Source organism: Deltaproteobacteria bacterium IMCC39524 (genome assembly GCA_029667085.1).
Taxonomy (GTDB): domain Bacteria; phylum Desulfobacterota; class Desulfuromonadia; order Desulfuromonadales; family BM103; genus M0040.
The window spans coordinates 423,077-435,724 of sequence record JARUHJ010000003.1 but is presented as its reverse complement, the minus strand read 5'-3'; the positions used below and the strand labels follow the sequence as shown (position 1 = coordinate 435,724).

General features: G+C 53.6%; 11 protein-coding genes. 6 read left to right on the top strand and 5 right to left on the bottom strand.

The window, feature by feature from the left end; translation table 11 throughout:
• Positions 1-77 precede the first annotated feature (77 nt).
• Positions 78-1,193 carry a hypothetical protein gene (locus tag P9J64_10165; protein ID MDG5468679.1) on the bottom strand — a complete coding sequence of 372 codons (1,116 nt, stop codon included), beginning with the start codon at positions 1,191-1,193 and terminating at the stop codon, positions 78-80.
• A gap of 201 nt (positions 1,194-1,394) precedes the next feature.
• On the opposite strand from P9J64_10165, the gene P9J64_10160 reads away from it, so the two are divergent.
• Positions 1,395-1,799: a DUF302 domain-containing protein gene (locus P9J64_10160; GenBank protein ID MDG5468678.1), complete on the top strand. Its 405-nt coding sequence runs from the start codon at positions 1,395-1,397 to the stop codon at positions 1,797-1,799.
• Positions 1,800-2,158: 359 nt separating this feature from the next.
• Here the strand turns inward: P9J64_10160 and P9J64_10155 are convergent, their stop codons facing one another.
• From P9J64_10155 to P9J64_10140, 4 genes are all read right to left on the bottom strand, one after another.
• Positions 2,159-2,371, bottom strand: coding sequence for a hypothetical protein (locus P9J64_10155; protein MDG5468677.1), 213 nt, complete (start codon positions 2,369-2,371; stop codon positions 2,159-2,161).
• A 79-nt stretch (positions 2,372-2,450) separates the two neighbouring features.
• Positions 2,451-4,598, bottom strand: coding sequence for an LUD domain-containing protein (locus P9J64_10150; protein ID MDG5468676.1), 2,148 nt, complete (start codon positions 4,596-4,598; stop codon positions 2,451-2,453).
• A gap of 32 nt (positions 4,599-4,630) precedes the next feature.
• On the bottom strand, positions 4,631-5,194 hold the full coding sequence (locus P9J64_10145) for a lactate utilization protein (GenBank protein ID MDG5468675.1): 564 nt from the start codon (positions 5,192-5,194) through the stop codon (positions 4,631-4,633).
• Positions 5,195-5,318: 124 nt separating this feature from the next.
• Positions 5,319-6,764: a sigma 54-interacting transcriptional regulator gene (locus tag P9J64_10140; GenBank protein MDG5468674.1), complete on the bottom strand. Its 1,446-nt coding sequence runs from the start codon at positions 6,762-6,764 to the stop codon at positions 5,319-5,321.
• 599 nt (positions 6,765-7,363) lie between these two features.
• Between P9J64_10140 and P9J64_10135 the strand changes: the two genes are divergently transcribed.
• From P9J64_10135 to P9J64_10115, 5 genes are all read left to right on the top strand, one after another.
• Entirely contained in the window at positions 7,364-8,539 is a 1,176-nt protein-coding gene (locus tag P9J64_10135; GenBank protein MDG5468673.1) for a thiolase family protein, read from the top strand.
• A gap of 16 nt (positions 8,540-8,555) precedes the next feature.
• Complete coding sequence (locus tag P9J64_10130) at positions 8,556-9,923, top strand: 3-oxoacid CoA-transferase subunit B (protein MDG5468672.1); 1,368 nt, start codon at positions 8,556-8,558, stop codon at positions 9,921-9,923.
• 28 nt (positions 9,924-9,951) lie between these two features.
• Entirely contained in the window at positions 9,952-10,710 is a 759-nt protein-coding gene (locus tag P9J64_10125; protein ID MDG5468671.1) for a 3-hydroxybutyrate dehydrogenase, read from the top strand.
• Positions 10,711-10,905: 195 nt separating this feature from the next.
• A complete protein-coding gene (dctP, locus tag P9J64_10120) occupies positions 10,906-12,063 on the top strand; it encodes a TRAP transporter substrate-binding protein DctP (GenBank protein MDG5468670.1) in 1,158 nt (385 codons plus the stop codon).
• Positions 12,064-12,148: 85 nt separating this feature from the next.
• Positions 12,149-12,646 (top strand): TRAP transporter small permease subunit, encoded by a 498-nt coding sequence (locus tag P9J64_10115; protein MDG5468669.1) that lies wholly within the window; start codon positions 12,149-12,151, stop codon positions 12,644-12,646.
• Positions 12,647-12,648 lie beyond the last annotated feature (2 nt).

Sequence of the window (12,648 nt, the reverse complement as noted above, 5' to 3'; positions counted from 1 at the left end):
AACTAATTTCTTTAATCCTTGGAGGGAAACCGACACTGGCAGTCGACAATTCTGCCAAACAGTTAAACTGTTGTTACTCAAACAACTTTAACGCGAGCGAATCCTCCACCAGGCGTGCGCAGGTTGGTCACCTGGCCACGATACAGACGGGCCGTAACGCCGAGAATCTGGTCACGGTAAGCATAGAGCCGCAAATCAGTCTTCATGGGCTCAAAGTTGGGGACTTCGGTCACAGAGGGGGGCACGAGTTCCTGCACCAGAGTGGTCGCAAGAGGCAACTCATCAAATCTTTTGCGGCTAATTTTCCCGCCAAGCAGCACACCCCGACTGCCAAAGCTATCGACCGGCTTGAAAACATGCTGTTTGCGAACCGCCCAGGCCTCCTGCAAATCAAGCTCAGCAAGAATATTTGACGTCGGCAGAAGAGCATCGAGGATGCCTGCATCCTGATCAGACGTCAGGTAGGGAGCTCTCTTGACCGGATCAGTCCAGAGCACCATACGTCGCTTGTCGGCGATCAGACCATACATGTGAGGATTTGGAGTAAGGCAGACCTTGCCAGCCAGGTAAGCCTTCCGCAATCCGGCCATGGCGTCACTCTCCAGGAAGAAATCACAGTGGCGATTGTAAACCATATCGACCGCTTGATCATTCAGCCAGACAACTTCTTCGCAGGCTTCCAGCTGTTCAGGGGCAGCGATCTCAGAAGGGATACCCCATTCTTTGAAAAGGTCTGCAAAAGCCAGCATCTCAGGATAAAGATACTGTTGAGTCGGCTCCTCATCAACGATGACGATGCGCTCCGGCCTGGGCTTGCTGCCACCTGAGAACTGACGCATCTCAGAGGCGAACGTTCTTAACAGACGAGCTTTCATCTTCGGAGCAAGCGACTCAGGTCGAATAGGGAGTCTGGGGTTGTGAGACAGGTAAGCCAGCAGGCTGCCACCGGCATTGGTGTTGACCTCAATCAGGCGCGGCATGTCTCCTGTCAGGTGAAAGTCATAACACATCATCACTGCAGAGTGCCCCGGATCAAAGCGGGCCGTTTCGGGAAGGTTTTGATAAACATGGGAACGATAACCAGGATGGCGGCTGAGGCGATCGAGCAGGCGCACCAGTTTGCACATACGCCGTAAGGCCACTGCGGGCAGTTCAACGACAGCCTCGCTTAAATTTTCGTTAAAGTTGGACATCCCGCAGATCCTGTTCGGTGAAACAAGTTATTGATCGTATTGTGCCATACTCAGCATATGCGGCCAAGCAGATAGCGGCCTTTATATTAATCCACACATTATGAGTGGGAATAGACTGGCTTGCTGGTAATTTTTGAGCGATAATGTGTCCTCGCAAGTTACTATTGAGAACGCTTTAAGTGAAACACAAGGGAGGATCGAATGTCCACTGATTGCAACTATGGCTTCGGTTGTGAAGTTGCCACCAGGTTTGAGGAGACGATTGAGCAGGTAGAACAACGACTGCAGGAGAAGGGCTTTCAAATTTACACGCGGCTCAACCTGCATGAGATTGTGGGCCGTTCCGACCACGATAAGTTCGGGCGCTATATTATTATCGGCGCCTGCAATCCGGAGTTCGCACAACTACTTTTCAACGCCGATCCGAACATTGGCTTGTTAATGCCGTGCAATATCATCATCTACGAGCTTCATTCCGGAGGCTGTAAGATCATGATCAAGGACCCGGCCAGGATCATGGACATGATCTCCAGCCCGGTCGCTATAGAGACGTCGATTAACGTCAAGTGCCTCATGGAAGAGATCATTGAGGAATTGAGCAAATAGGGATACGTCCCCATGAGGCAGTATCCCTATCCAGATTGTTGACAAACCCAACCCTGGCTCTTATGTAGAGTTTGTCTTTTGAAAGGCTAAAAGCAGAACCGGCGGTTCGCGCACCGCCAAGCGCCATACTTTTACCCGGCGGCAAAAGTATGCAAAAACGCCTTCTCCTAGCGGAGGGCATATACGTTCTCCACATGTCTGTGGCATTAACACGTTGCGGGGTTCGAGAATCCGGCCCGTTTCAGGGGGCCTCCCGTCAGGGCTTTCTAGAGGGAGGTGACGTAATGACCTGTGTGCCCAGTGAACCACTGTGGGAGAGGTTCAAAAGGGCCTCGTCAACTACGGGGGAAGCGTAGGCATTAAAAGTCTGGTTGCCAGAAAATAGCCAGTAGAAACTTTCGAGCACAACATGCCCAGCGCAGCGTCAAGCTTTCTTTTGCTTCGTTTTCTTTGTTGCTACAAAGAAAATGACGTTGCTGTCGGGCAACCCCGACGGTTTTTGTTTTATCCCTTGATTGCAAAAGATCAGCAAAAAAAGAAATCAGATTAACGATCTGTTGTCGTATATCCATTTGAAACCACTTCCACAAGCCTGAACTTTGTCAGCAGCCTGCTATCTTCTAAAAAAGAGTGTAAGCGAAAGAGTGCAGGCTACTCCAAAGATTCAGCCAACAGCTGGATCGTGTGCATCGCCCGCACATCAATCTCTTGCTTCTCAAGTCCACCGCGCAACTGCATCATGCAGCCAGGGCAATCCATGGCAACGCAGGTCGCACCGCTCTTTTCAATATCCTTGACCTTGTCACCCAGGATCTGCTTGGAAATGTCGGGGTGGCTGGTCAGCGAATAGGAACCGCCAAAACCGCAACAGCGGTCAGCATGTTCCATCTCGACCAGCTCCCGTCCAGAGGTCGTCAGCAGCTCACGCGGCTCTTTCCAAACTCCGGCGCCACGCTTGAGATGGCAGGAGTCATGATAGGTGACCTTCTCGGCAACAGAGAGCCCCTTGAAAACCTCGGCGGCACCAAGCTGGTTGACGATGAAGCCGGCCGCATCGACAGTGATCTCGGCCAGGTGCTCTGCCTTGGCGGCCCAGACCGGGTTGTCCTTGAGGAAATCGACAAAATCCCGCTGCAGCGCCATGGTGCAGGTCGGGCAGGTGGTAAGGACGAAATCAGGATCATCCTTGAGCATAGCGGTGATATTCTGCTCGGCCAGCGCAACGGCGGTTTCCTTGTCTCCGGAGTAAAGAGCCGGCACACCACAGCAGTTCTGATCGAGTGGATAAGAGACCTCGACATCCAGCTTGTTCATGACTTTGATCAGGTCGATGCCAAGCTCCGGATAGAGGAAATCATTGGCGCAGCCGCCGAAGAGCGCGACCTTGTAACGTGGCTTATCGACCTTCTGCGGAATCTTCGACCACTGGTCGCGCAGTGATTTTTCGGCAATGGCCGGCAAGGTGCGCCATTCGGTCAGTGAAGAGAAGAACAATGGCAGATGACGAATCGTACGATTGCCGCCGGTGACCGGTTTCTGCAGCAGGGAGGCCGCGCGGATCAGGCTGTGGAAGAGCTTGCGGTTACGCATCACCTTGCGGAAGACGATCGACTTGCCAACCCCGATGCCTTCTTCGTGGCCGATGGTCTCACGCAAACTGAGAATAATGTTTTCGAGATCAATATTCGAGGGGCAGACCGTGACGCACGCACGGCAGCCGATGCAGGCGCGAACAATCTCGGCAGCCTTGTCCAGGCCGTGGAAGAAAGCTGTCAAAATGATGCCGATCGCACCGATGTAGACATGCCCGAAAACATGGCCGCCGACGGTCTGGTAGACCGGGCAGACGTTGGCGCAGGCACCGCACTTGATACAACGTAAAGCATCACGACATTGCGGGGACTCGGCCAGAGCACTGCGGCCATTGTCGAGCAGCACCAGGTGCAGCTCTTTGTCATTGTCACCGCAGGGGACTGCACCACGGATCCAGGTGATATAAGAGGTCAAGAGTTGACCTGTTGCGTTCTTCGGCAGGGTGCGGATGATCGTCGCCGCATCCTCGAGGGTCGGCACGATCTTCTCTATGCCAAGCAGGGCGACGTGAATCTTCGGCAGGGTCGATACCAGCCTCGCATTGCCTTCGTTAGTGACCAGGGCGATACCACCGGTTTCAGCAACCGCAACGTTGGCGCCGGTGATCCCCATATCGGCATCAAGATAGCCCTGGCGCAGCTGCTCGCGAGCGACCTGTACCAGATGCTCAATTTCAGCGGGTTCCTCGCTACCGGTCACCTTGCTGAACAGTTCGGCGACCTCTTCCTTGAACATGTGGATCGCCGGCATCACCATGTGACTGGGGCGTTGACCGGCAAGTTGAATAATCCATTCACCAAGATCGGTCTCAAGCGCTTCGACACCCGCGCTCTCAAGAGCCTGGTTGAGATGCGTCTCCTCACTCGCCATGCTCTTGCTCTTGGTCACCAACTTGACCCCTTTTGTGCGGGCCAAGTCAGCAATATACTGATTGGCATCAGCGGCAGTTTTGGCTAGATAAACTGTCGCACCAGCCGCTTCGGCATTCGTGATGAACTGGTCAAGATACTGCTGTCGATGCGTGGCCACCTCATCCTTGCAGTCGGCAATCTCCTGGCGGAGAGCCTCGAAATCATACTGGCTGAAGGCTTTTTCGCGGGCGAGCAGAAAGGCGTCACCAAACTTGTGCAGGGCATCCTGCAACTTCGGCGTCGCAAGAGCGTGATCGATACGAACCTGATATTCCTTGGCGCGAACTTTACTCATAATGTCATCCCTTAGCGGTCAGGTGAGACCCGCTACATTTCCACCGGATTATCGGAGAGGCCGGAGAAAAGCAGGATATGAAGCTGCTTCGGACCATGGACGCCGATAGTCAGCACCCGTTCGATATCCGCGGTGCGGCTCGGCCCGGTGATATAGGCCAGGTAGTTGCGTGGGCTGTTCTGGTGAAAGGTCCGCAGATAGGGGACCGCGGCCAGATCATCTTCGAGAATTTTGGCCGGATCGAGCAGCACCACGTGATGTTCCGGCAGGGTGGTTGCCAGACGGATGTCTTCGCTGGTGCTTTCCAGCACCACAGTCCCTGTGGCAGCAAAAGCGAAATTGGCCCCGGTCAAACCGACGACGGCCGTGGCGGCGCCCTGACGCAGATCATTTTCCACCAGTGAGATCCCGGCCGTCTTCAGAGCGGCAGTCAGATCAAGCCTTTTTGCCGAGGCAAAGTCCGGCACCATGACCGCACCTGTCGCCAGTTGCTTGACGTAGTCCACCACGGCTTCAACACCTGCGACAATAGAAACCTCAGCTCCAACGGCGCGGGCGGCTTCACTAAAAGCTGTAACCAACTTCTCTTCTTGCATGAGACGAACTCCTCATAATTGGTCAGACCATTAATTGGTTTATCGTATGGGTCGCCCTGCTTCAAGTCAAGAAAAAAACAAAACACTGTTTTCAGAATTTCGTGAACAGATCATTTTTTATTCTTTATTCCCGAACCAAAGGAATCTGATATCTCGCCATCTTCTTATAAAGCACGGTACGATGGATACCGAGCAGCTTGGCGGCCTTGGCCTTGTTGTTGCCAGTTAACTCCAAAGCCTTGCGCACGGCCTCGCGTTCCGCCTCGGCGACGACTGCACCCAGGTCCCACTGTCCACTTTTCAAGGTAGTAAGCGTCGGTCGACTTAGATAAAAAGGCAGGTCGCAAGCGTCAATGTTGTTGCCTTCAATGGTAAAAGCTGTGCGTTCCAGAACATTGATCAGTTCTCGGATGTTGCCAGGCCAATGATAGCCATCCAGCACATTTTCTGCTGATGGGGTCAGTTGATAACGAGAACCCGGATAGTTTTCGGCAATCTTGGCCAGCAGATGCCTGGCCAGTGGGATGATGTCTCCCTGACGTTCGCGCAGCGGCGGCACATCAAGAGAAATAACATTCAAGCGATAGAAGAGATCTTCTCTGAACAGTTTCTGTTTGACCATTGTCTCCAGATCACGGTTGGTGGCGGCGATAATCCGAAAATCACTTTTGAGTATTTGATTGCCTCCCACCCGCTCGAAAAGTTTGTCTTCCAGAACGCGCAGCAGCTTTGGCTGCAGCTCAAGTGGCATCTCACCGATCTCATCCAGAAACAGGGTGCCGCCGTCAGCCAATTCCAACTTGCCCGGCTTTCCGCCGGGTTTGGCTCCGGTAAAAGCACCCTCCGTGTAACCGAACAGCTCTGCTTCAAAAAGTTCTTTAGGGATCGCCGCGCAATTGATGTGAATTGACGGTTTCTTATGCCGAGAACTGCGCATGTGAATCGCCTGGGCAAACAACTCTTTACCGGTTCCCGATTCCCCGGTCAGGAGAATCGGCAGATCGGTAAGCGCAGCTTTGATCGCGGCCTCTTTAAGAGCAACGATCGGCGCGCTCTCACCACGGATACTATCGAAATTGTACCGGCTGGACCGCAGCGCAATCAGCTCTTTTTCATACAACTTAAGCTTTGTCTCCAACAGACTGAGGTTGTTGGCCAACCGGCCCACATCGCTGACCTGCTTGAACATGATCTGGCCGAATACGGCAACGACCTTGCCATCCTCAAAGATTGGGATGCGCTGTACCACCATATCCCGTCCCCGGGTGGTAAAGAGCTGATTGAGCTCGGCCTTGCCGGTTCTGGCAACAATATGCATGCGGCTGCCTTCGAGAACCTCGGTGATATGTTTACCAATCACTTGTTCAGCCTCGATGCCAAGAAAACGGGCATAGGGCCGATTGAAATAGAGGATATTGCCGTCTTTATCAGTGACTACGGCACCATTCTCAATATGGTCGAAAATAAGATTGGCAAGCGTTAATCGACGGCTGATTTCTGCCCATTGTCCTTCGGACGGTAAAGTCGCCTCTTGCGTTCCATGCTGCGATTCCGACTCAAGTACATTCATGCGTGACCCCTTCTTGTTGTCTCTTTTTGGCTACATGTAGCCAAATGTGGTCAACCTGCCTCGACCCGTTCCTGCAGCAATTCGGATCGCCGCATATTCTGTTGCTAACCCACAGGACAAGAAGCGTTTTTTGTCTATTTCTGGCACCCCCGATTATTCTACTGCAACTATCTCCAGATTCAAGACAAGGGTAGCTCTCTAAAAATATGTAGTCAAGCGAATACACTTATTCCGACTACAAGCCTTTCGTAGCTTTCCTTAAGCATGGTTAAAGTTTTACAACTCAAAGCCTAACTACTCGTAATCATTGTGTCTTTTTTTTGTGAGCAAAAACAACCATGGCACCTCTGCAACACTGGCTCGCAACTTGCTCTATATTAAAATCATAACGATGTTTTATTTTTTACTAACATATGGTAACGGCTGAGAGATATGAGTACGGCAATGCATCAAACAGTCGGGTTCGAGCCATTTGACAATACGTTCTTTAGCGTTACGTTTGAACTGTCGGCCAAGAGGCTTATGACTCACGTTATTGGTAGGGCACGCATATTGAGTGACTTAAGAACATTCCACAACACTACGTCAGGAGAAACAGAATGAACGAGGTTTTCATTGTTGAAGCACGACGCACACCTTTTGGCTCTTTTGGTGGCGCTCTGAGAGATATTTCAGCACCGGACCTTGCCAGCCAAGTGATGCGTGACCTGCTTCACCGCTCACAGATCCCGGCCACAGCGATCGACGAAGTGATCGCTGGCCAGGTTCTCCAGGGCGGCTGCGGCCAGGCTCCTGCGCGCCAGGCGATGCGCAAGGCTGGCCTTCCGGACAGCGTCCACGCCATGACCATCAACAAGGTCTGCGGCAGCGGCCTTAAGGCGATTATGCTCGCAGCCGACTCCATTCGTCTGGGTGACGCAACCTGCGTGATTGCTGGCGGCATGGAAAGCATGTCACTTGCCCCCTATGCCCTCCCTACGCTTCGCACCGGACAACGCATGGGGCACGCCCAGGCCCTTGACCTGATGATTTACGACGCCCTGCAAGATCCCTACAGCGATCGTCACATGGGAGAAATCACCGAAATCTGGGTCGAGCGCCACGGTCTAAGCCGTGAGGACCAGGACCTGTACGCCGCCCGCTCCTACCGCCTGGCCCAGGCAGCTGTTGCCGCAGGCACTTTCACCGATGAGTTGACTCCGGTGATCAAAAGCAGTCGCAAGGGTGACGTCACCGTTGATCAGGATGAGGAGCCGGGCCGCGGCAACATCGACAAGTTGTCCAGCTTGCGCCCTGCGTTCAACAAGGAGGGCACGATCACAGCCGGCAACGCCTCGACTATCAATGACGGCGCCGCCTTTGTTCTGACCTGTTCCAAACAAGCGATGGAACGTCATAACCTGAAACCAATCGCCCGACTGGTCGCCTCAGCGACCAACAGTATCGCCCCGAATGACTTTGCCGAAGCGCCGATCGGCGCCATCCAAAAAGCAATTGCACGGGCCGGCCTGACCCTGGCCGACATCGACCTGTTCGAGATTAATGAAGCATTCGCCGCAGTACCACTGATTGCCATCCGCGAACTGGGCATCGACCCCGACAAGGTCAACGTCAACGGCGGAGCTGTTGCAATCGGTCATCCGGTCGGCGCCAGCGGCGCACGACTTGCTGTGACCTTGATCCGAGAGCTACAGGCACGGCAGCTACGCTACGGCACTGCCAGCCTTTGCATCGGCGGCGGAGAAGCTGTCGCCGCCATCTTCGAACGCTGCTAGCCTTTAAGGAGAACCAATGAAACCGATCTTCACCGATGCTAAAGCCGCTCTGGAAGGGCTGGTTGCAGACAACATGACCATTGCCGCCGGTGGCTTTGGCCTCTGCGGCATTCCCGAAAAACTGATTCTGGCCCTGCGCGACTCCGGTGCCAAGCAGTTGACACTTGTCAGCAACAACGCGGGGGTTGATGATTTTGGCCTCGGCCTGCTGTTGCAGACCCGCCAGATTCGCAAAATGGTCTCCTCTTACGTGGGTGAAAACGCCTTATTTGAGAAACAGTTTCTTGATGGCGACCTTGAGCTTGAACTGACGCCACAGGGGACCCTCGCCGAGAAACTGCGCGCCGGTGGCGCAGGCATCCCGGCATTCTTTACCCGTACAGGTTTCGGCACAATGTTAAGCGAAGGGAAAGACACCAAGGATTTCAAAGGTCTCTCCTATGTTTTGGAAGAGAGCATTCAGGCCGATCTGGCGATCGTCAAGGCCTGGAAAGCCGACAAAGCAGGCAACCTGGTGATGAACAAGACGGCCAACAACTTCAACGTTGCCTGTGCTAAAGCAGGCCGCGTCACGGTGGCCGAGGTCGAAGAGATCGTTGAAATTGGTGAACTCGATCCGCACCAGATACATGTTCCCGGCGTCTATGTCGACCGCCTGGTGCTAGGCAGCAACTACGAGAAACCGATTGAACAGCGTACCGTTTCCGGTGCCGGCATTTCGGCCAAGGGCTTCAACCCGCAACGCGAATGGATGGCCAAGCGCGTTGCCCAGGAACTGACGGACGGTGCCTATATCAACCTCGGCATCGGCATGCCGACCCTGGTCGCCAACTTCATTCCCGAGGGGATACAAGTCACCCTGCAGTCGGAGAACGGCTTGCTCGGCATCGGACCTTTTCCTACCGAGGACCGGCTCGACCCCGATCTGATCAATGCCGGCAAACAGACCATTACAGCCCTGCCTGGAGCCAGCTACTTCGATTCTTCGGAATCGTTCGCCATGATCCGCGGTGGGCACATCGACCTGTCGGTGCTTGGCGGCATGCAGGTCAGTCGAACTGGCGACCTGGCCAACTGGATGATCCCCGGCAAGATGGTCAAGGGACCGGGCGGCGCCATGGACCTGGTTTCCGGTGTCAAGAAAGTAGTGATCATGATGGAGCACTGCGCCAAGGACGGCTCGCCGAAGATTCTCGAGCAATGCGACCTGCCGGTCACCGGCCGCCAAGTGGTTGACTTGCTGGTGACTGACCTGGCGGTCTTCACCGTAGATGCTGAAGCAGGACTGATACTGACCGAGATCTCCCCTTTCTCTAGCCTCGAGGAAGTTCGCAATGCCACCGGCTGCGCATTCCAGGTTGCTGACACTCTTAAAAGCAACTGATCGATCAAAACCATAAAGGAGACGCTGCATGTCACAAAAAGTTGCTGTTGTTACCGGCGCTGCCAGCGGCATCGGCCTCGCCGTCGCCGAAGCTCTGGCCGCGGGAGACTACCGGTTGGTCATGGCTGATGTCAATACCGAGTCCGGCCAACGCGAAGCCGATCGCCTCAATGCTTACTTCGTCCATGCTGACCTCGCTGACCGCACGGCCTGCAAGTCCCTGATCGACGCGGCGGTAGGCAAGTTCGGTTCGGTCGATGTACTGATCAACAATGCCGGCATTCAGCATGTCAGCCCGGTGGAAGATTTCCCCGAGGACAAGTGGGACTTCATTATCCGCCTGATGCTGACCGCTCCCTTCTTGCTCACCAAGTACGCCTGGCCACACATGAAAGCTGCCGGATGGGGCCGGGTGATTAACATCAGTTCGGTGCACGGTCTACGCGCCAGCGAGTTCAAATCAGCATACATCAGTGCCAAACACGGCATCATGGGACTAACTAAAACCACCGCCCTGGAAGGCGGGCCCTTCGGCATCACGGTCAACGCCATCTGCCCGGCCTACGTGCGCACCCCGCTGGTCGACAATCAGATTGATGCCCAGGCTGCAACCCACAGTATTCCCAGGGAGGAGGTCATTGGCAGCATCATGCTGAAGAAAGCTGCGATCAAAAGGATGATTGAACCGAGCGAAATAGGCGCCGCCGCCATGTATCTCTGTTCAGATGCCGCCGGCTGCATGACCGGCACTGACTTTACCATCGACTGCGGTTGGACCGCCTGCTGAACAGGAAGACTTATGACCACTCGACCGTCAGCAGAAAACGACACGATACAACACTGTTTGTTTTTTCTCTTGACCTGCTAGACAAGATTGGCTAACGTTCAAAAGTGGTCATACCAATTATTGGTCATATATTCAGTCTTGCTAATGGTCACGTGACCATGATAAACCCATAACCCAAGCAAAGGAGATCCCACGATGAGAAGAATGAAAATGTTGGTAGGCCTGCTGGTCGTTCTCAGCCTGGCATGCGCCCCGTCAGCTTTCGCCGCCAAACGCGAGAAGTTCGGCGCCGACAAACGTCACGATGCCGTCAAAAAAGAATTGCGTACCATCAAGGCCTCAAAAGAAGAATTCAAGTGGAAGATGGTCATGCCTTGGTCCAAAGGCTTGCTGTTTTATGATGTGGCCCAGCACTTTGCAGACTCAGTAGCGCTAGCTTCTGGTGGTCGTCTTGAAATCAAACTGTTTTCTGCTGGCGAACTGGTTGGCGCCATGGAAAGCTTTGATGCGGTCAGCAAGGGCCAAGCAGATATCGGCCACGACTGGCCGGGCTACTGGAAAGGCAAGAATGAGGCTTTTGTCGCCTTTGCTTCCGTGCCTTTCGGTCTCGACGCTGAAGGCTACAACATCTGGCTCTATGAGCGCGGTGGTCTGGAAATGATGCAGGAGCTGTACGGTCGTTACAACCTGTTCGCTCTTCCCGGCGGCAATGTCGGCCAGGAGCTGGGCCTGTTCTCCAACAAAAAAGCTTCAAAAATGTCTGATTTTAAAGGCATGCGCATCAGAACTCCGGGCTGGTACATGGACATCATGACCCAACTCGGTGCCAGTGTTACCCCCCTGCCCGGCGGTGAAGTCTACCTTGCACTGGAGCGTGGCGTTATCGACGCGGCTGAATTTAGTACTCCCGCCATTAACTACCCGATGGGTTTTGACGACATCACCAAGTATGTCATTCAGCCCGGCGTCCACCAACCTTCTTGCCAGAGCGCATTTTTCATAAATAAGGACTCTTACAACAAGCTGCCTGCCGACCTGAAGTGGATCGTCGACATCGCCGCTAAAGAGACCCAGCTCTGGTCGACTGCATGGCAAGAGAACCTCAATGCTGAAGCGGTTAAAATGTTTAAAGAGAAGGTCGAATTCGTACGCATGGATGAAGAGACGATCAACGAATTCGCCAAAGCCTCTCACACTTACATTGAGAGCCTGAAAGTGAAATTCCCTGACGTGAAAAAAGTCATGGATTCTCAGGATCAGTTCAAAGCCGACTTTGCCGACTGGCGACAAGAGCGTGGTGGCATAGCTCCTTGGCCCTACGAGGACTTTGTTAAGGGCAAGCACATGCAGTAAGAAAACCCTGGCGGGAGCCTGTGGGCTCCCGCCTTTTTTAGCCACGAACGACAGAAGCAAACCATTTCACGAACAAGAGGTTTCTATGTTTAAGATTGATAGTGCGATCGATACCCTCAACGAAAAGTTTGGCTTTTATGCCTCTTATCTCGTGTTGCCGTTGATTATCGTAGTTGTCTTTGAGGTCTTTATGCGCTACGCATTCAACGCACCGACAACCTGGGCCTTTGAGCTGACGGTTTTTCTTTACGGAGTCCATTTTTGTTTTGCCTTGGCCTACGCCCACAAACACAACACTCACGTTGCTATCGATGTCTTTGAATCGCGACTGTCACCAAAATCGCGAATTATCCTGCGTATCATCACCAACGTAGCTCTCTTTCTTCCCGCGATGGGGCTGCTGAGTTTTCATGTCTGGGTTTTAGCTGTTAACTCGTGGCAACAATGGGAGCATGCTTCCAGCTCCTGGGCGCCGGCGATCTATCCGGTAAAAACGCTCATGGCCGTCGGCTTTTTCCTCTTCTTGCTGCAAGGAATTGCCAAACTGATCCAAGATATCCGCGCCCTAAAAGAAACCCCTTAATA